This window comes from Williamsia sp. R60 (assembly GCF_054063855.1).
In genome coordinates, this window is sequence record NZ_JBSSGR010000002.1 from 1,167,895 (window position 1) to 1,191,400 (window position 23,506).

Consider the following 23,506-nt stretch of genomic DNA (forward strand, 5'->3'; position numbering starts at 1 on the left):
CGGGGGATCGGCGAGGGGATGTCGGTGTCGAGGGTCATCTGCTCAGGGCCGGATCGAGCGGCGGCAAACGTGAGCAGGAGGGCTTCATTCATCAAGGGTAGGGACACCATCTGACGCAAGCAATGCTCGTGCATTGCGCACAGAGAGCATATTTGTTGTCGTATCTGGCAAAATGGGGCGATCCGTTGCGTCGGGTCAGCGGACCATCGAGCGGAAGTGACGACTGGCTGTGTTGGACAACCTCGACGAGGCGATCCTGGGATGTCTCACCAAGGACGCACGACAGACCTACGCCCAGATCGGCGAGCAGGTCCGGTTGTCGGCACCGGCGGTGAAACGCCGGGTCGACCGGTTGGTGTCGTCCGGTGTCATCCGGGGTTTCACCGTTGTGACCGACCCGGCGGCACTGCAGTGGACAACCGAGGCGTACGTGCAGGTCTTCTGCCGCGGAACCGTCGCCCCGGACATCTTGGCGCGGTCGTGGGAACACATCACCGAGGTGGTCAGCGCCGCGACGGTGACGGGGAAGGCCGACGCGATCCTGCGTGTGGTGGCCCGCGACGTCCAGCATCTCGAGGAGGCGCTCGAACGGATCCGCTCGGCGGAAACGGTGGACCACTCCGAGAGCATCATCGTGCTGTCACGAGTGATCGACCGCGGCCGGCCCTGATCGCTCCGGAGACCGCGCCTGACATGCGACATTGGGCACCGTGGCATTCCCGTGCTACTTTGGCCGACGTGAACATCAGTGCGCGCGTGTATTGGCGCTTTATCGAGGCTCCGGGTGGAGCCGCCGATACAGCGCTACGCTGACGCGTCCACACACCCGGAGCCCCGAGCAGTGACCACCTTTGGTCGCTGCTTTTTTCTTTGTCAGGGCACCGGTCAACAGGTGATGGTGCCCTTCGAATCAGGAAGGCACACAACATGACCAGCGGACTCCACGGACACGGAACGTTGTCCGGTCCCAACACCTCGGACCGCAGGATCCGCGCGCTGCGCGAGATCCCTTCACCCGACACCGTGCGCGCCGAACTGCCGCTGACCGGCCGTCGGGCCGAAGTGGTGCAGCGCGACCGCGACGAGATCGCCGACATCCTGGCGGGTCGCGACGATCGGCTGCTCGTCATCGTTGGGCCGTGCTCGGTGCATGACCCGGTCGCCGCGATCGACTACGCGCGCCGGCTGGCACCCATCGCAGCCGAACACGCCGATCGGCTGAAGATCGTGATGCGGGTGTACTTCGAGAAGCCGCGGACCACGGTCGGGTGGAAGGGCCTCATCAACGACCCCGGCATGGATGGCAGTTTCGACGTGGAACGCGGACTGCGCGTCGCCCGCGGCCTGCTCCTCGACCTCATCGATCTCGGCCTGCCCGTCGGTTGCGAGTTCCTCGAACCCACCAGCCCGCAGTACATCGCAGATGCGGTGGCGTGGGGCGCGATCGGCGCCCGCACAACGGAGTCGCAGGTGCACCGGCAGCTGGCCTCTGGCCTGTCGATGCCGATCGGCTTCAAGAACGGTACGGACGGGAACGTCCAGGTGGCCGTAGACGGTGTGAAAGCCGCTGCAGCGCAGCACGTCTTCTTCGGAGTCGACGACTTCGGTCGCGGTGCGATCGTGGAGACCGAGGGAAACACGGACTGCCACATCATCTTGCGCGGCGGCACAGCGGGTCCCAACTTCGATGTCGGCTCGGTGGACGGGGCGCTGGCATCGCTCGCCAAGGCAGGTCTTCCCGAACTCGTCATGATCGACTGCTCCCATGCCAATTCCGGTAAGGACCACATCCGGCAGGCAGAGGTTGCCACCGAGGTCGCCGCGATGATCGCAAGCGGTCAGCGCGGGATCAGCGGGGTCATGCTGGAGAGCTTCCTCGTCGCCGGTGCCCAGGCCCCGGACGCCGAGCCCCTCACCTACGGACAGTCGGTCACCGACAAGTGCATGGACTGGGATGCGACGGTGACTGTGATGCAGGCGCTTTCGGCGGCCAAGACGCGGATCTGACCGCAGCGGGTGGCTGGTCGGTGACCTATTCGAACAGGACCAGCCACACGGCGATGTAGTGCACGATCGCCGCGATCACCGTGCATGCGTGAAAGAACTCGTGATGTCCGAAGGTGGTCGGCCACGGGTCGGGCCAGCGGGTGGCGTAGAGGACGCCGCCGATCGTGTAGAACAGGCCACCGACCGCCAGCAGCACCACCACCGCCACCCCGACGGAGTCGATCAGCTCGGGGATGACGGCCACGATGGTCCAGCCCAGCAGGATGTAGAGCGGGACCCCCAGCCATCGGGGTGATCCCGGCCAGAGGACCTTGAGGGTGACGCCCGCCAGGGCGCCGGTCCACACGACGACGAGGACGGCGACCTGTTCGGGGGGTTCGAGCCCCATCACGCAGAACGGGGTGTAACTGCCCGCGATGAAGATGAAGATCATCGAGTGATCGGCCCGCTTCATCCAGAGCTTTGCCGTGTCGGAGGTCCAGTCGACGCGATGGTAGGTGGCGCTGACGCCGAACAGACCACAGACGGTCAGGGCGTAGATACCGCACGCCAGTGCTGCCATCGGACCAATCAGTGCCCACGCCACCGCAACCAGGACGAGGCCCGTGATGATGGCGACGAAACCTGCGTACAGGTGGATCCAACCGCGCATTCGGGGCTTGAGCTCGGCCAGCAGCGCCAGTTCGGAATCGATCACAACTTACGGTACCGAAGGTTCGGGCTGACCTCCATCGTCGCCGCGTAAGGTGTAGCGGGTGAAGCTCATCCCCGACGCCATGCGCGGACCCATGTATCGGGTCTACGAGCGTCGGCTGACTCACTATCTGGATCCGTCACAGAACCCCAGGCACATTGCGATCATCTGCGATGGCAACCGGCGATGGGCTCGCGAAGCCGGATTCGAGAACGTCAACCACGGGCACCGGGTCGGGGCGCAGAAGATCGCCGAGGTTCTCCGGTGGTGCAGTGAACTCGGCATCGAGACCGTGACCATCTACCTGCTCTCCACCGAGAACCTGAATCGTGATTCGGCCGAGCTCGGCGAGCTGCTGCAGATCGTGCCCGACATCGTCGAGGAGATCTCGGCGCCGGGCCAGCCATGGCGGGTACAGATAGTCGGCGCGCTCGACCAGCTGCCAGACGAGGTTTCCGCGCGGCTCAAGGCGGCGCAACAACAGTCCTCCGGACGTACGGGACCCAACGTGAACGTCGCCGTGGGCTACGGCGGCCGCCAGGAGATCGTCGATTCCGTCCGGTCCCTGCTGGCCGACCGCATCGCGGCGGGCGACTCACCCGATCAGCTCATCGACGCCGTCACGGTGGAAGCCATCGACCAGAACCTCTACACCCGCGGCCAGCCGGACCCTGATCTGGTGATCAGAACATCAGGGGAGCAACGGCTCTCGGGATTCCTCCTGTGGCAGAGCGCGTATTCGGAGATCTGGTTCACCGACGCCTACTGGCCGGCGTTCCGGCGCGTGGACTTCCTGCGCGCACTGCGGGATTACGCCGCCCGCAGCCGACGCTTCGGCAAGTGATCTGAGCCGGGTCGGCGTCTGGCGTCAGATCTTGCGCAAGCGCACGCGGTTGATGGCGTGATCGGCGTCTTTGCGGAGTACAAGAGTGGCGCGCGGCCGGGTCGGGAGAATGTTCTCCACGAGGTTCGGCCGGTTGATCCCGTTCCAGATGTCGCGGGCGGCAAGGGTGGCCTGTTCGTCGGTCAGCGACGAGTAGTGGTGGAAGTGCGAATGTGGATCGGCGAATGCGGTGGTGCGCATCGCGAGGAAACGATGGATGTACCAGTCCTCGATGTCCTCGATCCGGGCATCGACGTAGATGGAGAAGTCGAAGAGGTCCGACACCATCAGCCGTGACCCGGTCTGCAGTACGTTCAGCCCCTCGACGATGAGGATGTCGGGTTGTTGCACATGGTGTTTCGTGTCGCGGACGATGTCGTAGGTGAGGTGGGAGTACACCGGCGCCGAGACATCGGCGGCCCCTGATTTCACCTCGGTGACGAACCGGAGCAGAGCGCGGCGGTCGTACGATTCCGGGAAACCCTTGCGGTGCATGATTCCGCGCCGTTCGAGTTCGGCGGTGGGGTAGAGGAATCCGTCCGTGGTCACCAGGTCGACCTTCGGATGACTCTCCCACCGCGCCAGCAACGCCTGGAGCACACGCGCGGTGGTCGACTTCCCGACGGCCACACTGCCGGCGACCCCGATGATGAAGGGCACCTGGCGTTCGGGCTGCCGCTCGCCGAGGAATGTCGCCGTGGCCGCGAACAACCGTTGCCGGGCGGCGACCTGGAGATGGATCAAACGGGACAGCGGCAGGTAGACGTCGGCGACCTCGGTGAGGTCGATCTGCTCACCGAGCCCTCGCAGGTCGCGCAATTCACCCTCGGTCAACACCATGGGCATCGACTGACGAAGGTCGCGCCATTGCCTGCGGTCGAGTTCGATATACGGACTCGGCTCGGTCATTCGCGACATGTCAACAATCGATCCGTGGGACCCATGGCATGTCATCAGTCTTGCGAACGCCTGGCAGGCAGGTGACTTCGGGGTGGTTTCGGTACCGTTTGACCCCATGCACACCAATGCTGTCGTCGAGCAGTATCTGCGGCTCGGGCTCGCTTTCGATCGCCTTGAACCGGGCTTCGTCGATGCCTTCACCGGCGATCCGGCCTTGCGCCGAGAGGTCGAGAACGCGGCGGCGCCCGATCCCCGGGAACTGGCGCGCCGAGCCGCGACGCTTCGGGCCGAAGCGGGCGGGGCGGGTCTGACTCCTCAGCGTGCCCAGTTCCTGACCTCCGCTCTGCGTGCGCTCGAATGCTCCGCCCGAAAGTTCGCCGGCGACGAGATCACCTTCGTCGACGAGGTGCACAACTACTTCGACGTCGACATCGAGATGGGCGACCCCGAGCTCTATCGGCAGGCGCATCTCGATCTCGACGCGCTCCTGCCCGGTGGTGATGACCTCGCGGATCGTTACGCCGCGCATCGCCGCTCCGAGGAGATCCCAGCCGACAAGATCGCCGATGCGGTCTCGGCCTTCAGCAGCGCCCTGCGCGACAAGGTGCGCGGCACCTACACATTGCCGGACACCGAGGTCGTCGACTTCGAGGTCGTCGCGGACAAACCGTGGTCGGGTTTCAACTATTACCTCGGTGACTACCGCTCCCGCGTCGCCATCAACGGCGACCTCACGCAGTACATGTCGTCGCTGCCACATCTGATCGCGCACGAGGCCTACCCGGGACACCACACCGAACATTGCCGCAAAGAGCAGATCCTTGTGGGTGGGGGACAGATCGAGCAGACGATCTTCCTCGTGAACACGCCCCAATGCCTCATGGCCGAGGGCCTCGCCGACCATGCGCTGGTCGCCGCGGTCGGTCCTGACTGGGGTACGTGGGCGCAGGAGATCTACGCCGACCTCGGCCTGCGTTTCGACGGCAGGCGCGCCGAGGCGATCGGCAAGGCAACCGGGGGACTGCTCGGTGTGCGCCAGGACGCGGCGCTCCTGCTGCACGACAGAGGTGCCGACCACGACACCGTTGCGGCGTACCTGCGGCAATGGTTGCTGGCGACAGACGAGCGGGCCAGGCAGATGCTGCGTTTCCTGTCGTCGCCCCTGTGGCGCGCGTACATCAGCACCTACGTCGAGGGCTATCGGCTGCTGCAGACGTGGCTCGAAGCCGGTGTCGCGGAGGGCGCAGACACTTCGGTTCCTGCCGGTGGCCACCTCGCTCGGTTCGGCCGCTTGCTCGACGAACCCCTCACCCCGGCGGCGCTGCGCGCCGAACTCGCTTTCCAGAGCTGATCGGCTCAGGCGCAGTTTTCACCACGTCGTACCCGTCTCCTAGACTGGCGGACGAGTACTCACCACCTCTTACGCTGCTTCGCGCGCCCAAGGAGAACAATGACCGACGTCAACACCGCATCCCTGGCTGAGCTAGATCCGGATGTGGCGGCCGCGATGAACGGGGAGCTGACCCGTCAGCGGGACACCCTCGAGATGATCGCGTCGGAGAACTTCGTACCGCGCGCGGTGCTGCAGGCGCAGGGCAGTGTGCTCACCAACAAGTACGCCGAGGGCTACCCGGGTCGCCGGTACTACGGCGGATGCGAATACGTCGACGTCGTCGAGGACATCGCCCGCAACCGGGCCAAAGAACTGTTCGGTGCCGAGTTCGCGAACGTGCAGCCACATTCGGGTGCCCAGGCCAACGCTGCCGTGCTGGCTGCCCTGATGGAACCCGGCGAGACGCTGCTCGGGCTCGACCTCGCCCATGGCGGCCACCTCACCCACGGCATGCGGCTGAACTTCTCCGGCAAGCTCTACGAGAACGCTTTCTACGGCGTGAGCAAAGAGGACTTCCGGGTGGACATGGACGAGGTGCGCAAGATCGCCCTCGACACCAAGCCGAAGGTGATCGTCGCCGGCTGGTCGGCCTACCCCCGGACCCTCGATTTCGAGGCCTTCCGGTCCATCGCCGACGAGGTCGGTGCCCACCTCTGGGTCGACATGGCCCACTTCGCCGGGCTGGTCGCCTCGGGGCTGCACCCGTCACCCGTGCCGTACGCCGATGTGGTGTCGTCCACGGTCCACAAGACTCTCGGTGGCCCGCGGTCGGGGATCATCCTCGCGAAGCAGGAATGGGCGAAGAAGCTGAACTCGGCCGTGTTCCCCGGTCAGCAGGGCGGCCCGCTCATGCACGTGATCGCCGCGAAGGCCGTGGCCTTGAAGATCGCCGCCAGCGACGATTTCAAGGAGCGACAGGAACGCACTCTGGTGGGCGCGAAACTGCTCGCCGAGCGGCTCACCGCCAAGGACGTGAGCGACGTCGGCGTATCGGTCCTCACCGGTGGTACCGATGTGCACCTCGTGCTCGTCGATCTGCGCAACAGCAATCTCGACGGTCAGCAGGCCGAGGATTTGCTGCACCAGGTCGGGATCACCGTGAATCGCAACGCTGTGCCGTTCGACCCGCGACCGCCGATGGTCACCTCCGGTCTGCGCATCGGAACCCCGGCACTTGCGACACGGGGCTTCGGTGAGGATCAGTTCCGCGAGGTCGCCGACATCATCGCGTCCGCGCTTGTCGGTGGTCAGTCGGCCGACGTCACCGCCCTGCGTCAGCGGGTGTCCCAGCTCGCTCTCGACTTCCCGTTGTACGAGGGCCTCGAGCAGTGGGGTCTGCTCAGCACGACACGCTGAGCGTCGACGGCCGAGCGCCCGCAGTGCGGACCCGCCGGGCATTTCGCATATCCCGGGTCGGCCTCTAGTCTGTCCGGGTGAATGATTTGACCCAGGACGAGCTGCTCTACGCCTTGGAAAAGGCGATTCCGGAGATCATGGAAGAGCACCACGCTGCTGCCGAGGCATGGAACCCGCATGACTGGGTGCCGTGGGACGACGGCCGCAACTTCGCCTTCCTGGGCGGCGTCGATTTCGACCCCGATCAGCCGGCGCCGCTGCCTGCCGATGCCGCAGCCGCAGTGCTCGCGCTGCTGCTGACCAAGGACAACATGCCGTCCTACCACCGGTTGATGGCACAGAAGGCGTCGATCTTCGGTGCCTGGCAGCAGGTCATCGGTTCGTGGACGGCCGAGGACAACCGGCATTCGATCGCGTTGCGCGACTATCTGGTGGTCTCGCGTCTGGTCGATCCCGAGGTCGCCGAGAATCTTCGGCTGCATCACATCACCAAGGGCAAACTCCAAAGTCCGGTCTCGCTGACCGACTATCAAATCCTCGACGTGATGGCGTTGCTCGCCGTGCACGAGTTGCAGTGCGTGGCCTTCGAAGAGAAGCTGCTCGCCGATTCGGACAACGAGGTGCTCACCGCCATCGTCAGCCGCATCCTCCACGACGACCGCGTTCAGGCCAAGACGTTCACCAACTTCTTGAACGCCGGCGTGGACGCCAACATCTCCGAGTTGGTCACCGCCGTCGACAAGGCGATCTCCGAGATGGAACTGATCGGTGCCGACGTGGACAATTTCGGTGATCTCGACCTCATTGCCAAGTACAACGCGGATGCATCAACCTATGTCGCGTCGACGTTGGTCGCTGACCTCAAGCTGCAGAGCCTCGGCGGGCTGAGCGACAAAGACGAGGCCGCACGGCTACGGATCCTGGCGGCCGCGGGCCTGTAGGCCTCCGGCACAGAGCCGGCCGGAACCGATCTGGTTCAGCCGCCGCCGTTGCTCGTCCCTGCGGCGGCAGCCGCGATCGTGGCCGTCGTGATGGCTGTCGTGGCGGCGGCAACCGCGTCTCTCACGGCATCGGCAGCCCAGGCGCCCTCGGCGACCTTTTTCGCGCGCTTCTTGATCTCGCGCCCGGGTACGTCCGAGCCGTCCACCGTCTTGTGTGCACGGTCGACCGCCGACAGCAACGCGATGAGGGCGCCCGCGCGGTCGTCGGGCGGGACCTGACGCACGAGAACCGTGGTGATCGCCTTCTTCAGCTCGTTCTTGTGACCGGTGTCGAGTGCGGGAAACCGGGTGCGGCGGATTCCCAGCACCTCGGTGTCGTGGCGGTCGAGGAGCCCCCGTTTCACCATGCGTTCGGCAAGCTCGGTCTTGAGTCCCTTTCCGATCTTGTTCACCAAACTCTGCGCAGTCCGGTCTTTCTCCGCGATTGTGCGAACCGCCCGCGCGAGAAGCGGGTCGGTGACGCGCGCAGCATCGACCACGTGCACCTTGGGTTGCTTCCAGCGACTCCGTTTGCCGGCATCCACAGCACCGGCGAGGGCCAATTCGAGGAGAACCGCGCCGCCGAGAGCTGTGCTCACGGCCGTACCGGACGGGGTGGTGCCCTTGTTGTCATCGAGCAGCAGAAGCAGAAGGTCTTCGGCGATGAGGGTGCTCATGTCCATCGACGTCAGCAAGATGGCGTCCGAAATCGGGCAAGGAACAGCCTGCTGTCACCCACTGGACAGTTAACCGATTATTCACGGACACGCGTCGTTTCCGACGAGCCGACACGCCGCACTCGGCGTACTTTGACGAGTGACGGGCCGCGGGGAAGTGGTTCGTCCGGGAGGTTCGATCGTTGACTTGCTTGCGTGAGTGCGAGGGGACCGGCCCCGGTCCTTGTGGACGTGGCAACCCTGCCACTTCTGCCAGAACCGACCGGTCCAGCAACACCAGTCGAAGTGGTGCCACTTCGTCTTAGGAGCCCTTCGTGACCACACGCGATGCTCGTACCTATGTCCTCGACACCTCGGTGTTGCTGTCCGACCCTTGGGCGGTAACACGATTCGCCGAACACCACGTGATCTTGCCGCTGGTGGTCATCGGTGAACTCGAGGGCAAACGCCATCATCATGAACTGGGCTGGTTCGCCCGCGAGGCGTTGCGGATGCTCGACGACCTCCGCCTCGAGCACGGCCGGCTCGATCAGCAGATCCCGATCGGGGATCTCGGTGGCACCGTCCAGGTAGAGCTCAACCACACCGATCCGGCAGTCCTGCCGGCGGGCTTCCGCACCGACACCAACGATTCGCGAATCCTGGCTTGCGCGTTGAATCTTCGTGCAGAGGGCAAGGATGTGACGCTGGTGTCCAAGGACACCCCGTTGCGGATCAAGGCCGGAGCGGTGGGGCTGGCTGCCGACGAGTATCACGCTCAGGACGTGGTGACGTCCGGTTGGTCGGGTATGACCGAACTGGATGTCGATTCTTCGGTGATCGACACGTTGTTCGCCGACGGCGTCGTGGATATCGATTCAGCACGGGATCTGCCCTGCCACACCGGAATCCGGTTGCTGGGAACCAATTCGAGCGCCCTTGGTCGGGTGAACCCGCAGAAGCAGGTGCAGTTGGTCCGGGGGGAGCGTGAGGTGTTCGGACTGCGTGGTCGCAGTGCGGAGCAGCGTGTGGCCCTCGATCTGTTGCTCGACGACAGCGTGGGCATCGTGTCGATGGGCGGCAAGGCCGGCACCGGCAAGTCTGCTCTGGCCCTGTGCGCAGGTCTCGAAGCGGTGCTCGAGCGGCGAACCCAACGCAAGGTGGTCGTCTTTCGGCCTCTGTATGCCGTTGGTGGACAAAACCTCGGCTATCTCCCGGGCAGTGAGTCCGAGAAGATGGGGCCCTGGGCGCAGGCCGTGTTCGACACCCTGGAGGGGCTCGCGTCCACGGAGGTGATCGAGGAGGTCCTCAGTCGTGGCATGCTGGAAGTTCTTCCCCTGACCCACATTCGGGGCCGTTCACTGCACGACTCCTTTGTGATCGTCGACGAGGCGCAATCGCTGGAGCGCAATGTCTTGCTGACGGTGTTGTCGCGCTTGGGATCTGGTTCGCGTGTGGTGCTCACCCACGACGTGGCCCAACGCGACAATCTCCGTGTCGGTCGGCACGACGGCGTAGCTGCGGTGATCGAAAAGCTCAAGGGTCATCCACTTTTCGCGCATGTGACGTTGACGCGTAGTGAGCGGTCGCCGATTGCGGCCCTCGTGACGGAGATGCTGGAGGAATTCGCGCCGGGAGCGTAGCGAGCGGGCGAAGTTCGGGCGCAGCGCGCCGGGAGCGTAGCGAGCGGGCGAGTTTGGACTCAGCGCGCCGGGAGCGTAGCGAGCGGGCGAGTTTGGACTCAGCGCGCCGGGAGCGTAGCGAGCGGGAGAGGTGCGGCAGATCGCAGTGATGCGGTCTGCCGCACCTTTGTTTGTGGCAGGGTTGTCCGGCGGTGGGCGTCAGCAGTTGTCGGGCGAGATGGGAATGTCGGGGTCGCTGGTGGTGTCGAGCACTTTGCCGTAGCGCTCCGGGTAGGCGGGGAGCGCGGCGCAGACTGCCGATCGTCCTTGTCCGACAACCACATAGGCGGCATAGATCAGGTTTCCGCTGTCGTCGCGTGGTCGCAGTGACGGACACGACTGGTCGGTGCGTAGGTATCGCGCGCCGGGGTGGTTGTCCAGGGCGGCGGCCATGTCGCTGCGGTATCCGGCTGGATCGGTGGAGTTGGCGACCACGATGATGCCGGTTCCGTCGCATGCCGGAATGCTGATCGGTGTCGACAGTCCGAGGTCGGCAGCGTTGGTTACCTGCTGAACCGAGGGCGTCGAGGTGGTGGCCCGCACCCGCTGCGACTGTTCGGCCTGCTGTGGGGGAAGTGGTGCCGGTCCCAGGGCGGACTGCGTGATGGTGGTGACACTCGTTTGCGGTCCGGGATTCTGCTCCCCGGCGGCGGCGGGTTCGTCGTCTGACTTCGGCCAGAGGACTGTTGCCGCCACCACCGAGGCCGCGATGACGAGGACGGCGAGCAACCCGATGATCAATGGTGTGTGAGACCGGCCGGTCGAGGGTGAAGGCGGGGGTGGTGGTCCCGCAGGTCCCGGGTACCCGGGGCGCTGCATCACGGTCGGCGCCGTCGCGGCGGACGAGATGTGATCCGGCGGTGGGGTGGTGCCCGGTGGGTTCGTAGGCGGTACGGAGGGCAATCCGAGCAGGGTGGGGGCGTGCTGGGCGTCGTGTTGGGTGTGCGCGGCGGGGGGCGGAGATCCGGGCGTCGGTGGAAGATTCATGGCGGCGCTCAGTTCGTGAGCGAACTCGCCACACGAGTTGTAGCGGTCGCCGGGTTCGGTGGCCAGAGCCCGATCGAGAACGGGACGGATGGCGGGAGGGATCTCGCGACCGGCGCCAGGAGGCGCACCGGTCAGCAGCGCGAACACAGTGCACCCTAGAGCGAACACATCGGCTCGGGCATCGACGGGTAGGCCGCGGAGCTGCTCGGGTGCGGCGTAGGCCATCGTGCCCACCACAGCGCCTGTCGAGGTGAGTCCGGCGACGTCCGAGGCCGGGCGCGCGATGCCGAAATCCATGAGCATCACGCGGTGCGGGATGGATTCGGTGAGCATGATGTTGCCGGGTTTGACGTCCCGGTGCAGGAGCCCCCGTCCGTGCGCGTAGTCGAGTGCGGCGGCCACCTCGGTGGCTATCTGGACAACCAACGCCGGCTTCACGCCGCGCGGGTAGATGGCCAGCAACTCCGCGGCATCGGTCCCCGGCACGAAGTCCATGCTGATCCATAGGTTGCCTTCGAACTCTCCGCGGTCGTGCACGGTCACGATGCCGGGATGCCAGAGTTGGGCCGACAGATCGGCTTCGCGGATGAAGCGACGCCTGAACTCATCGTCGGAGGCGGTACTCGAGCCGGGAAGGGATGCCGGGAGGACCTTGAGGGCGTCCGACCGCGGCAGCCGTGGGTGCTTGGCGAGGTAGACCTCGCCCATTCCGCCGGCACCGAGCTGACGTTCGATGGTGTAGCCGGCAAAGACGCTGCCCGATGCGAGCGGCATGAAGACCCCCGATTTTCTCCTGTGGCGACCGGCATCGAAGCACTTTCCCCTCGTGCACACGGTCGGCAGTGATCAGATTAGTGCAACCTTGTGATCGGTCTGAGACGCACTACGAAGAACCGCCCTGGCATACTCACGTGGTGCTGATGTTGTCTGTGAGGCGTATGTGGTCAGTGTTGTCACTGCTCGCCGCCATATGTGTCGCAACCGCGATGGTTGCTCCCACCCGTGCCGGTGCTGTCGAGGTGGTGACCCCGCCGGCGTTCCCGACGTCGACCCAGATGATCACGGTGAGTTCGGCGACCGTGACCGACACGACGGCGACCCTGACGGCTTGGGAACGCGACGAGGCGGGCACCTGGACCGCGGTCATCGGACCAACCGAGGCTTATCTCGGTGCGGAGGGAATCGGCATTCCCCGCGACAACGTCTGGCGGACGCCGATGGGTGTGTTCGCGCTCGACCAAGCCTTCGGCAATCAGCCGAACCCCGGTACTGAGATGCCCTATTTCCAGGCCGACGACCAGGATTGGTGGGACGCCCTGCCAGGGTCGCCGACGTACAACACCCATGTGCGTGCACCGCAGAGCCCGGGTGGCGACAGTGAGCACATCCGGTCCACCGGTGACATCTACGACTACGTGGTGAACATCGCGCACAATCCGCAGCGGGTACAGGGCTACGCGTCAGGCATCTTCCTGCACGTCACCAATTACGAGCCGACCTGGGGCTGTGTCGCCATCGACCGCGACATCATGCGTCAGATCGTGCAATGGCTCGACCCGTCCCGTCAGCCCGTCATCAACATCGGGCTCGCCTGACCCTGATACCGAAAATGTGCCCTTTTGGCGAATGAAAGCCCAGGTCGGGCTCGCCAAAAGGGCACATTTTCGGGATGTGGAGAGCTACCGCTCGCGGTCGAGGTTGGCCATCTTGAGCACGTCGAGGCGCTTGTCGAGTTCTTCCTCGCTGAGCTTGTCGCCGATCAAACCGCGATCGATCACGGTCTGACGGATGGTCTTCTTCTCTTTCAATGCCTGCTTGGCCACCGCGGCGGCCTCTTCGTAGCCGATCGCGCTGTTGAGTGGGGTGACGATCGAGGGAGACGATTCTGCGAGGGTCTTGAGGCGCTCTTCGTTGGCCTCGAGGCCGATGATGCAGCGATCGGCGAATAGCCGGGACACGTTGGCGAGGAGTTTGACCGACTCGAGTACGTTTCGCGCCATCATCGGGATGTAGACGTTGAGTTCGAACGCCCCGTTGCCACCGCCCCATGTGACCGCCGCGTCGTTGCCGATGACCTGCGCGGCGACCTGCGTAACAGCTTCGGGCAGAACCGGATTGACCTTGCCGGGCATGATGGAGCTGCCGGGCTGCAGATCGGGCAGCTGGATCTCACCGAGACCGGTCAGCGGGCCCGAACCCATCCAGCGGATGTCGTTGGCGATCTTCGTGAGCGAGACCGCCACGGTCTTGAGTGCACCCGACAACTCGACCAGCCCATCGCGTGCGGCCTGGGCCTCGAAGTTGTCCTTTGCCAGCGAGAGTTCGTTGACACCGGTCAGATTGATCAGTTCGGCGACGACCTTGGTCCCGAACCCGTCGGGAGCGTTCAGACCAGTACCCACCGCGGTTCCACCGATGGGCAGTTCACCGACCCGGACCAACGTGGCCGAGACGCGCTCCGCCGAAGCCTCGAGCTGGCGGGCGTACCCACCGAACTCCTGGCCGAGGGTGACCGGCACCGCGTCCATGAGGTGGGTGCGACCGGACTTGACGACCTCGCGCCAAGCAGAAGCCTTGTCGGCCAGGGCTTCCTGCAGATGCTGCAGGGCCGGGATCAGATCGGTGACCGCGGCTTCGGTGGCAGCCACGTGGGTCGCGGTGGGGAAGGTGTCGTTGGACGACTGCGACATGTTGACGTGATCGTTGGGGTGGATCGTGACGCCGTTGTTCTTTGCGATCGAGGCGATGACCTCGTTGGCGTTCATGTTGGAGCTGGTACCCGACCCCGTCTGGAACACGTCGATCGGGAACTGACCGTCGTGCTTGCCGTCGGCGATCTCTTTTGCTGCCGAGATGATCGCGTCGGCCTTGTCACCGTCGAGCAGACCGAGATCCTTGTTGACCTGAGCACATGCCGCCTTCAGCAAACCCATCGCGCGGATCTGGGTGCGCTCGAGTGGCCGGTGGCTGATCGGGAAGTTCTCGACCGCGCGCTGGGTTTGTGCTCGCCACAACGCGTCGATCGGCACCCGGACCTCGCCCATGGTGTCGTGCTCTATCCGGAACTGTTCGGCAGGTGAGTCGCTCATGCCTCGATACTTTGCCACCTGTGGTGAGGGTGCCCGAAGGGCACCCTCACTGTGCTGCGGCTCCGCAGTGCGGAGCGCAGCTCGGCGGGATCAGTCCTGGAAAGTGTTCGCGGCGATCTCGGCGACCTTCTGGCGGGTGTGGCGGCCCTCGACTGTGCGAATGGTGCCCGAGCGCGAGCGCATCACCAGCGAGCGGGTGGTCGCCCCGTTCGCCCGGTAGCTGACACCACGGAGCATGTCGCCGTTGGTGACGCCGGTGGCGCAGAAGAACATGTTCTCGCCGCTGACGAGGTCTTCGGTCTTGAGTACCCGATCGAGATCATGGCCGGCGTCGATGGCCTTCTGCTTCTCGGCCGCGTTGCGTGGCCACAGTTTGCCCTGGATCTCGCCGCCCATACATTTCATCGCCACGGCGGTGATGATGCCCTCCGGGGTGCCTCCGATGCCCATGAGCATGTCGACGGAGCTCTCCTCCTGCGCCGCGGCGATCGCGCCTGCGACGTCGCCGTCCGAGATCAGTCGGACCTTGGCGCCCGCGGCGCGGATCTCGCCGATCAGACCCTCGTGGCGCTCGCGGTCGAGGACCACGACGGTGAGGTCGGCGACCTCGATGCCCTTCGCCTTGGCAACGGCCTGGACGTTGAACTCGACGGATTCGTTGATGTCGACGACGCCCGCCGCATCGGGACCCACGGCGATCTTCTCCATGTAGAAGACGGCAGACGGGTCGTACATGGTGCCGCGCTCGGACACTGCGAGCACGGCGATCGAGTTGGGGCGACCCTCGGCCATCAGGGTGGTGCCGTCGATCGGATCGACGGCCACGTCGACCTCGGGACCTTCGCCGTTGCCGACCTCTTCGCCGTTGTAGAGCATCGGCGCTTCGTCTTTTTCGCCTTCGCCGATCACGACGACACCGCGCATCGACACGGTGGACAGCAGTTGCCTCATCGCGTCGACCGCGGCGCCGTCGCCGCCGTTCTTGTCGCCTTTACCAACCCAGCGGCCCGCGGCGAGAGCGGCCGCTTCGGTCACGCGCACCAACTCCATTGCCAGGTTGCGGTCCGGGGCCTCGAATTGGTGGGAATCGGCTGACATGGAGGGCCTCCTGGAATCGCGGCGAATACTGTTGAAGGCCATCCTTTCATGCCCGTTACTGCAGGTGGTGCACCGGTGCCTGGCCGTAGACGTGCACGTTCATCCCTGCCTCGCGGGCTTTGAGCTGCAACGCGAGGTAACGCGAGTAGTGCCGGGACTGGTGCAGATTGCCGCCGTGGAACCACAGGTTCGCCTGTGCGGTGGGCTTCCACATGTTGCGGAGCTCGCCTTCCCAGGGCCCCGGGTCCTTGGTCGTTCCCGATCCCAGCCCCCAGCACTTGCCGACCTTGTCGGCCACCTCCTGCGAGATCAGCTGTGCGGCCCAGCCGTTCATCGAGCCGAACCCGGTCGCCATGACGATCAGATCGGCGTCGAGCTCGGTGCCGTCGGACAAGATCACCGAGTGCGAACGGATCTCGGTGATGTGGGCGGGTGCCTTCAACGCGACCTTGCCGTCGGCGATGAGTTCGGAGGCGCCGACGTCGATGTAGTAGCCCGAGCCGCGACGCAGATACTTCAGGAACAACCCCGATCCGTCGTCGCCGAAGTCGAGCATGAACCCGGCGGCCTCGAGACGGTCGTAGAACTCCTTGTCCTGCTCCCGGATCGTGTTCCATGCGGGGATCTGGAAGTCGGCCAGCAGGCCGTACGGAATGGACCCGAAGATCAGATCGGCCTTCTCGTGGTCGATGCCGTTTGCAAGTGCCTCCTCCGAATAGAGCGGACCGAGCACCTCGCGCATCAGCGACTCGGACCGCACGATGTGTGTGGTCGACCGCTGGATCATCGTGACGTCGGCGCCGTTCTCGTACAGGTCAGCGCAGATGTCGTGTGCGGAGTTGTTGGCTCCCAACACAACAGCCTTCTTGCCCGCGTACTTCGCGCCACCGGTGTGCTGCGAGGAATGCACCAGATCACCCTGGAAGGTCTCGGCGCCGGGAATGTCGGGGATGTTGGGGATGCCCGACATTCCGGTGGCCATCACCAGCTGAGTCGGCTTGAGCGTCAAGGGTTGTCCATCACGTTCGAGTTCGACCGTCCACTCCTGGGCCGCGTCGTCGAACGAGGCGCGGTGGCACACGGTGTTGCTCCAGTAGTCGAGCTCCATGATCTTGACGTAGCTCTCCAGCCAGTCGCCCATCTTGTCCTTCGGGGTGAACACCGGCCAGTCGTCCGGGAAGGGCAGATAGGGCATGTGGTCGTACCACACCGGATCATGAAGGGACAGTGAGTAATACCGGCTTCGCCATTGGTCGCCGGGCCGGGGGTGCTTGTCGATGACCAGTGCCGAGACCCCGAGGCGCCGGAGCCTTGCGGCCAGCCCGATCCCGCCCTGCCCTCCGCCGACGATGAGCACGTACGGCTGGGCGGTGGTGCCGAGCGATTGCTGCTGTTCGGTTCGCCGGTCGAGCCAGTTCTTACGCCCGGGGACCACACCGTGTTCAGCCCCTTTGATGCGCCGGTTTCCCTTGCTCTCGGGGAACTCGAGGAGTTCCTGCGCCGAGGTGAGGAAGGTCCAGCACTTGCCGTCGCGCAGGCGCATCAGACCCTTGCCCCGCAGGACCGGGGTCGTGAACGTGTACCAGGCCTCCGTCACCCCGTCTGCTTCGGTTGCCTCGCCGTCGAGCCGAAAATTGCTCGGAGCCGACGTCGGCAACGTCGCCGAGAGCATCGCGGCCAGATCGTCCTTGCCCTCGGCGGTGGTGAGGTTCCAGCTCAACGCCACCAGATCGCGCCAGTAGCAATCGTCGACGAACAGTTCGGTGACAGCACTGACGTCGCCGGTGTCGCGGGCATGTGCAAGGGCGCGTTCCAGGTCGGTGAGGAAAGCCTGCGCCGTCTGAGTAGGCGAGACGGTGGTGGTCATGTACAACTCCTTCGCGTGAGGTGGATCACACCTGACGGTAGGGGTCGATGTGGACGCCCGGGAGGGTTGCAGGGGGTTGCAGCGAGGTCACATGACCGAGGCGGGGACCGTCAGCCGATAGGGCCGGGTGGCCAGAAGTGGGCCGAGCGTGCGGCGGATCCGCGAGATCTCGGCGCGAACGCTCACCGTGTGATCACCTGGCCCGTACAGCCGGGCGGACAGCTCCCTCGCGCTGAGCCCACCGGGATGCGCTGCGAGAAGCCGCAACACATCGAACTGCCGTGGGGTCAGCGGGTGCGAGGTGTGGTCGTTGTCGTCCACCGAGATACGGGCACACGGTGGTTCGGCGGTGAGCTCGAGGGTGGTGAGGCGTTGGGTAGATCGCTCGAGCTGCCACAGATCTCCGACCGGGAGGCTGTCGAAGTGCCCGAGGCTGGGGATCCAGACGGTGCCGGGGCGCAGTCCGCCAGGGACGAACAGCCGTTCACTGACCGCGAGGCCCCGGGTGGCGACGACCCAGCCGCCGCGGTCGAGAACCAGCGCATCGACGCCGCCGGGCTCGAGCAGGCCGGCCGCGGCCTGGCTGTGGGTTCGGAGGCTCTCAAGGTGCAATGACCGTAGTTCGGCATTGATGGCATCAAGCGTGGAGCACACCAGCGACAGCGTGTGCGGGTGTGCTGTGCGCAGGCCGCCGGAGAGCGTGACCGCTCCGAGCACCGAATCGTCTCGTGGGTCGATCAACGGCCCGCCCGTGCACACCCAGCTGTGGTGGTCGGGGTGCGCGTGCTCGGACCCGAAGATCTGCACTGGTGACCGGTCGGCGAGGGCGGTGCCCAAACCATTTGTGCCGACGGCCTTCTCGGTCCACGACGCGCCCTCGACGAAGCCGAGCGTCTCGGAGCGCCGACGCACCTGTGGTGGGCCGGCCACCCACAGGACCACACCGTCCCTGTCGCAGAGCACGAGTTCGGTGGCGGTGTCGGTGCAGCTGGCCAGCAACCGTTCGCGTAAGGCGTCAGACGCGTGGGTGAGCAGTGGGTCGGCCCGGCGCCGATGGGCCACCTCGTCTGCCGGTCGATGGTCGGGATCCTGGTATCTGGGCGGCTGCCGCTCCCACGATCTCGCCACCTCTTTCCGGACGCCGGTCGGGATGGCACCCGTCGCCGACCACTGCTCGAACATCGCGTCGAGCCGTCGCATGTGGACACGCGGGTCCTGGTCGATACGCAACGCGCTCGACGGGCGGGTCAACGGTGACGACACAGGGTTTCTCCGGCTCTGATGGACACCGTGATTCTACGTGAGCCGGGTCACACAACACTCACCCCCGTGGACACGTGTCGACGGGGGTGAGGTGGCCGGTGACGCGAGATCAGTCGGCGGAACCGACGGTGGCAGGCTGCGGCTTGTCGTCGCCGGCGTCCGAATCGATCGGGATCTTCCGGATCGCAGTGCCCTCCATGTCGACATTGGGCAGGACCTTGTCGAGCCACTTGGGCATCCACCAGGCCTTGTCGCCCATGATCGTGATCACCGCAGGCACGATCACCATGCGCACCACAAACGCGTCGAAGAACACGGCCGCCGCGAGAGCGAAGCCCATCATCTTCGAACTGGTGTCGGGTGCCAGCATGAACGCCGCGAACACGGCGATCATGATGACGGCTGCCGATGCGACCACGCGGGCACCGTGCTTGTAGCCGATGATCACCGACTCCTTGGCGGACAAACCGTGCACGTACTCCTCACGCATACGGGTGACCAGGAAGACCTGGTAGTCCATCGCCAAGCCGAACACCACACCGATCATGAAGATCGGCAGGAACGAGATGATCGGCTGGGTGTGCGTGATCAACCCGAAGTGGCCGAGCTGGAAGATCGCCACCGTGGCACCAAATGTCGCGCACACCGAGAACAGGAACCCGATGGTCGCGGTCAGGGGGACCAGGACGGAACGGAACACGACCATCAAGATCAGGAAGGCCAGCCCGACCACCAGGACCAGGTAGGGGATCAGAGCTGAACTCAGCTTGGCCGAGATGTCCGACATGATCGCCGTCTGCCCACCCACGTTGAGGGTGACGCCCTCGGCATCCGTGGTCGAGGAGTAGTCGCGGATCTGTTCCATCAGATCGTGGGTCTGCGGACCGCTCGGTGACTGCTGCGGCGTGACCGAGATGAGGGCTGACGTCGCGCCGGCCTTCGTGTCCTGTTTGTTCGGACCGTTGCCCGTCCAGGTCAGCTGACCGGGATTGGCGACGTTCTGCAGGGTCTTGATGTGCTCGACCGTCTGGTCGGCCGCAGCGGCGACGGACCCGCCGTCGGTGTCGTTAAGCACCACCAGGAGTGGGCCGTTGATACCTTCACCGAATCCTCGCTGCAGCAGTTCGGTCGCGGGCACCTCAGCGTCGGTTGTCGATGACAGCCCGAGCTCCAACTTCGACATCGGCAAGGCGACCACAACAAGCGCGAGCAGCGACACGACCGCGATCGGCCACGGGTATTTCGTCACGAACTTCGCGAAGCGATGGCCGTTGGACATCGAGTCCTCGGGCTCGTCGCCGTGACGGACCTTGGGGATGCGCGGCGAGAAGGCGAACCGACCGAACGCCCCCAGCAATCCCGGGATCAGAGTGATGGCGCCGAGCACCGCGATCAAGACCGCGAGTGCCGCCGCCAGGCCCATCTGCGAGATGAACGGGATGCCCACCACCGACAGTGCGGCGACGGCGATCATCACCGTGAGACCCGCGAACACAACTGCCGAACCCGCGGTTCCGACGGCACGGCCCACGGCGGCCTCTCGAGATCCGCCCAGGTTCAGTTCACTGCGATAGCGGGAGACGATGAACAGCGCGTAGTCGATGGACACCGCGATACCGAGCATGGTGATGATGCCGGTTGCGCTCTCGTTGATGTTGAACACGCCGGCGCCCAGGGTGACCAGCATGATGGTGATCATCACACCGAGGATGCCGGTGATGATCGGGATGAATGCCGCCACGATGGCACCGAAGGCAACGATCATCACCACGAACGCGATGACGAATCCGAGCATCTCGGCGGTGCCGCCCTGCTCGAAGACCTGCATCAGGGAACCGGTGCCCTGGACATCGAGACCGCCGACGCGGAACTCCTTGAGGATGTCCTCGAATTGCTCTTTGTCCTCGAGGGTAAGGTCTTCGACGTTGATGTACTGATCGATCTGCATCAAACCGACCCGGCCGTTGTCTCCGAGGACGTTGGGGGCCAACGCCGGGTCGGCCGCGGCCACCTCGACCGGGTTGACGATAGTGTCGGGCGCGACCAGATCGGGCAAGGTCCTGAGTTTCGCGACGAGTGCGTCGATGTCCGCGGTGTGCGCTTCGAGCCCGTTGTCCGCGGCGACGAGAACACTCGTGGACGCCTTGAACTGCTCGTCGTTGATTGCCGGGAAGTTCTCCTTCATGAGGGACATGGCTTTGTCCGAGTCGGTACCCGGGAGCTCAAAGTCCTTGGAGAACTTGGGATTCAGACTGCTCACCAGTGTGATGACCAGGGCCGCAAGCAATAGCCAACTGACGATCACCCACCATTTGTGCCTAAACGAGAATCGTCCGAGTCGATACAGAAACATTGCCATAGCGCCAGAGCCTATAGCCCTAGGGCGACAACAGTCCTCACCCGGAAGATTGATATTCAGGGAACATTCCCGGCCGACGGGTCGGACAACTATCCGGTGGGGAGAACCCGTCCGTTCGAGTTGGCGCCCGGCAACGGCGAGGCGGCCAGTACCGCCGATGCCAGTGTCGAGAAGTCGTCGTCCTTCGCCTTGTTGGACTTCAGTCCGATCCGGACGTCGCCGAGGTCGGTGACCCACACCGTCCGGCCACCGTCGGGTTTGCCATAGGCAACCCATTTTCGGCCGCCAACATCGCGGGTGCCCGCGCCGAGCAGGGTCTCGTCGTCCGAGAGGTATCCGACCACGGCATCCTGGGTCGCATTCGTCTGACTGAGCTGAATGTAGACGCCGTTGGCCGTGATGTAGCCGGCATTGGAGACGACGGTGTTCTCCAGGGCGACGGTGGTACCCGAGTTGGGCTTCCAGTCCGCCGGTGTCTGGGGCAGCCGGATGGGGAACGTGACCGATCGGGCATCGGCACGGAGCCCGTTCGCGACGTCGTACGCCGGGACCTTGTCGTCGCCGGAACCGCCGGTCAATCCGACCGAGCAGTTACCGGACACGACCGCGATGAAGGCACACAGCAACAGCAAGGGGATCAACGACCAGATCATGTCCTTGTTGTTATTGAGGATGCGGGGTTTTGCGGCCACGATCCGAGTATTGCAGGCAGCGGCGATCGGTCATAAACGCCGAGTACGGGGCAGTGGTGCACGCTCAGTCCTGATCGTCGAAGTCGTCGTCTTCGTCGTCGGCGTCTGCAAGGTCCTCCTCGGAGCCCAGGACTGCCTCGATGCGTGTGCGTGCGCCCTCGAGGTGTTCTTCGCACCGGCGTGAGAGGGCCTCCCCACGCTCCCACAGTTCCAGGGACGCATCGAGGTCGAGGCCGCCCTGTTCCAGGGTGCGCACGACGACGATCAACTCGTCGCGTGCCTGTTCGTAACCCAATTCCGATACCGGGACCGGTCCTTCGATGTCCTGCTTCTTCGCTGCCACGTCTGTCCTCTACTTCTCCACGCCCATCACCGCTGCACGGGTGGCGCCGTCGGCGACCCGGACACGGAGCTGGGTGCCGATCGGCATGTCCAGCACCGAGCTGACCACGTGTGGGTGGTCATCCGGTGTGTTCGTACTAGCCGAGCCGGGCACCCGCTGAACGACGGCGTATCCACGCGCCAATGTCTGGGCCGGACCCAAGGTAGCCAATCGCGCCGACAGATGTTCCACGCGCTGGTCCTCGTGGGCGACGAGCCGCGCCACGTCACGGCGGATGTCCGAGGCCGCGCGATCAAGCCATGCGCTGCGCTCATCGATCATGCGGAACGGGTGCGCGAGCACCGGGCGTCCACGCATCGCATCGAGGCCGCGGACCTGTGTGGTGACCCAATTACGCAGTGCTCCTGCACTTCTGGACCGCAGGTCGCGGATCATCGCGAGCTCCGAGGCGACGTCTGGCACCACTCGTTTGGCCGCATCGGTGGGCGTTGCCGCCCGAAGATCGGCCACGAGGTCGAGCAGGGGCGAGTCGGGTTCGTGCCCGATCGCGCTCACCACCGCGGTGGTCACCTTGGCCACCGCGCGGCACAGGGCTTCGTCGGAGAACGGCAGCAGGTCCTCGACACTGCCGCCACCCCGGGCCAGGATGATCACGTCGACGTCCGGGTCGGCGTCCAGCTCGGCAAGATGGCGAAGAATGCGGGGGACCGCGGTCGGCCCCTGGACCGGCGCGTCGCGGATCTCGAAACGCACTGCGGGCCAACGACTCTGCGCGACCGAGACGATGTCGCGCTGAGCTGCGCTGGCGCGGCCGGTGATCAGTCCGATAGTTCCGGGCAGGAACGGAAGTGGTCGTTTGCGAGCCGTATCGAACAGGCCCTCAGCGGCGAGGAGTTGTCGTAGCCGCTCGATGCGGGCCAGGAGCTCGCCGATCCCCACCGGCCGGATCTCGGTGACGCGGAGCGAGACGGTGCCCCTGCCGGTGTAGAAGACCGGGCGGCCGAGCATCACCACGCGGGCGCCCTCGGTGAGTGGAACCTGGGCGCGGGTGAGCAGATCGGGGTTGCACGTCACCTGGATCGAGATGTCGGCAGCGGGATCACGAAGGGTCAGGAAGGCGGTACGCGTGCCGGGTCGCCGGTTGATCTGGGTGAGTTGACCCTCCACCCAGACCTGCCCCAGTCTGTGTAGCCAGTCCGCGATCTTGGTGTTGATGGTGCGAACCGGCCATGCCGTGTCGGGCGTATTGCTCACCCG

The 23,506-nt window shown here is 65.1% G+C and carries 20 protein-coding genes; 8 read left to right on the forward strand and 12 right to left on the reverse strand.

Annotated elements, in window-relative coordinates:
* The first annotated feature begins 223 nt into the window (after positions 1-223).
* Both ACVWY6_RS12395 and ACVWY6_RS12400 read left to right on the forward strand, forming a co-directional pair.
* Positions 224-670, forward strand: coding sequence for an Lrp/AsnC family transcriptional regulator (locus ACVWY6_RS12395; RefSeq protein WP_031333588.1), 447 nt, complete (start codon positions 224-226; stop codon positions 668-670).
* Between the two features lie 257 nt (positions 671-927).
* Positions 928-2,007 carry a 3-deoxy-7-phosphoheptulonate synthase gene (locus tag ACVWY6_RS12400; RefSeq protein ID WP_099381836.1) on the forward strand — a complete coding sequence of 360 codons (1,080 nt, stop codon included), beginning with the start codon at positions 928-930 and terminating at the stop codon, positions 2,005-2,007.
* 25 nt (positions 2,008-2,032) lie between these two features.
* Here the strand turns inward: ACVWY6_RS12400 and trhA are convergent, their stop codons facing one another.
* Positions 2,033-2,659, reverse strand: coding sequence for a PAQR family membrane homeostasis protein TrhA (gene trhA / locus ACVWY6_RS12405; RefSeq protein WP_457538609.1), 627 nt, complete (start codon positions 2,657-2,659; stop codon positions 2,033-2,035).
* A gap of 103 nt (positions 2,660-2,762) precedes the next feature.
* Between trhA and ACVWY6_RS12410 the strand changes: the two genes are divergently transcribed.
* Complete coding sequence (locus ACVWY6_RS12410; RefSeq protein ID WP_030170951.1) at positions 2,763-3,545, forward strand: isoprenyl transferase; 783 nt, start codon at positions 2,763-2,765, stop codon at positions 3,543-3,545.
* 24 nt (positions 3,546-3,569) lie between these two features.
* Here ACVWY6_RS12410 and coaA read toward each other — a convergent pair whose 3' ends face one another.
* The gene (coaA, locus tag ACVWY6_RS12415; protein ID WP_023963057.1) at positions 3,570-4,502 is read right to left on the reverse strand and encodes a type I pantothenate kinase; all 933 of its coding nucleotides are present in this window, start codon (positions 4,500-4,502) and stop codon (positions 3,570-3,572) included.
* Positions 4,503-4,599: 97 nt separating this feature from the next.
* Here coaA and ACVWY6_RS12420 point away from each other — a divergent pair, with 97 nt between their 5' ends.
* From ACVWY6_RS12420 to ACVWY6_RS12430, 3 genes are all read left to right on the forward strand, one after another.
* On the forward strand, positions 4,600-5,835 hold the full coding sequence (locus ACVWY6_RS12420) for a DUF885 domain-containing protein (protein WP_457538306.1): 1,236 nt from the start codon (positions 4,600-4,602) through the stop codon (positions 5,833-5,835).
* Positions 5,836-5,934: 99 nt separating this feature from the next.
* The gene (glyA, locus tag ACVWY6_RS12425; protein WP_062799935.1) at positions 5,935-7,233 is read left to right on the forward strand and encodes a serine hydroxymethyltransferase; all 1,299 of its coding nucleotides are present in this window, start codon (positions 5,935-5,937) and stop codon (positions 7,231-7,233) included.
* A 77-nt stretch (positions 7,234-7,310) separates the two neighbouring features.
* Complete coding sequence (locus ACVWY6_RS12430) at positions 7,311-8,174, forward strand: acyl-ACP desaturase (protein WP_457538309.1); 864 nt, start codon at positions 7,311-7,313, stop codon at positions 8,172-8,174.
* 35 nt (positions 8,175-8,209) lie between these two features.
* Here the strand turns inward: ACVWY6_RS12430 and ACVWY6_RS12435 are convergent, their stop codons facing one another.
* The gene (locus ACVWY6_RS12435) at positions 8,210-8,890 is read right to left on the reverse strand and encodes a GOLPH3/VPS74 family protein (protein WP_457538311.1); all 681 of its coding nucleotides are present in this window, start codon (positions 8,888-8,890) and stop codon (positions 8,210-8,212) included.
* Between the two features lie 314 nt (positions 8,891-9,204).
* On the opposite strand from ACVWY6_RS12435, the gene ACVWY6_RS12440 reads away from it, so the two are divergent.
* Entirely contained in the window at positions 9,205-10,512 is a 1,308-nt protein-coding gene (locus ACVWY6_RS12440) for a PhoH family protein (protein WP_023963065.1), read from the forward strand.
* A gap of 198 nt (positions 10,513-10,710) precedes the next feature.
* Here ACVWY6_RS12440 and ACVWY6_RS12445 read toward each other — a convergent pair whose 3' ends face one another.
* Positions 10,711-12,312 (reverse strand): serine/threonine-protein kinase, encoded by a 1,602-nt coding sequence (locus ACVWY6_RS12445; protein WP_457538313.1) that lies wholly within the window; start codon positions 12,310-12,312, stop codon positions 10,711-10,713.
* Positions 12,313-12,524: 212 nt separating this feature from the next.
* On the opposite strand from ACVWY6_RS12445, the gene ACVWY6_RS12450 reads away from it, so the two are divergent.
* Entirely contained in the window at positions 12,525-13,133 is a 609-nt protein-coding gene (locus ACVWY6_RS12450; RefSeq protein ID WP_457538315.1) for a L,D-transpeptidase family protein, read from the forward strand.
* 84 nt (positions 13,134-13,217) lie between these two features.
* Here ACVWY6_RS12450 and ACVWY6_RS12455 read toward each other — a convergent pair whose 3' ends face one another.
* The 8 genes from ACVWY6_RS12455 to xseA form a co-directional block, all read right to left on the reverse strand.
* Complete coding sequence (locus ACVWY6_RS12455; RefSeq protein WP_457538317.1) at positions 13,218-14,627, reverse strand: class II fumarate hydratase; 1,410 nt, start codon at positions 14,625-14,627, stop codon at positions 13,218-13,220.
* 90 nt (positions 14,628-14,717) lie between these two features.
* Positions 14,718-15,725, reverse strand: coding sequence for a class II fructose-bisphosphatase (glpX, locus tag ACVWY6_RS12460; RefSeq protein ID WP_023963074.1), 1,008 nt, complete (start codon positions 15,723-15,725; stop codon positions 14,718-14,720).
* Positions 15,726-15,780: 55 nt separating this feature from the next.
* Positions 15,781-17,592 carry an NAD(P)/FAD-dependent oxidoreductase gene (locus tag ACVWY6_RS12465; protein ID WP_457538319.1) on the reverse strand — a complete coding sequence of 604 codons (1,812 nt, stop codon included), beginning with the start codon at positions 17,590-17,592 and terminating at the stop codon, positions 15,781-15,783.
* An 87-nt stretch (positions 17,593-17,679) separates the two neighbouring features.
* Complete coding sequence (locus ACVWY6_RS12470; RefSeq protein ID WP_457538320.1) at positions 17,680-18,855, reverse strand: transcriptional regulator; 1,176 nt, start codon at positions 18,853-18,855, stop codon at positions 17,680-17,682.
* Between the two features lie 109 nt (positions 18,856-18,964).
* Complete coding sequence (locus ACVWY6_RS12475) at positions 18,965-21,214, reverse strand: MMPL family transporter (protein ID WP_457538321.1); 2,250 nt, start codon at positions 21,212-21,214, stop codon at positions 18,965-18,967.
* 89 nt (positions 21,215-21,303) lie between these two features.
* Entirely contained in the window at positions 21,304-21,906 is a 603-nt protein-coding gene (locus tag ACVWY6_RS12480) for a DUF4245 domain-containing protein (RefSeq protein WP_030170993.1), read from the reverse strand.
* A gap of 64 nt (positions 21,907-21,970) precedes the next feature.
* Positions 21,971-22,249 (reverse strand): exodeoxyribonuclease VII small subunit, encoded by a 279-nt coding sequence (locus ACVWY6_RS12485; RefSeq protein ID WP_457538323.1) that lies wholly within the window; start codon positions 22,247-22,249, stop codon positions 21,971-21,973.
* Positions 22,250-22,258: 9 nt separating this feature from the next.
* The gene (gene xseA, locus ACVWY6_RS12490) at positions 22,259-23,503 is read right to left on the reverse strand and encodes an exodeoxyribonuclease VII large subunit (protein WP_457538325.1); all 1,245 of its coding nucleotides are present in this window, start codon (positions 23,501-23,503) and stop codon (positions 22,259-22,261) included.
* Between the last annotated feature and the right edge of the window lie 3 nt (positions 23,504-23,506).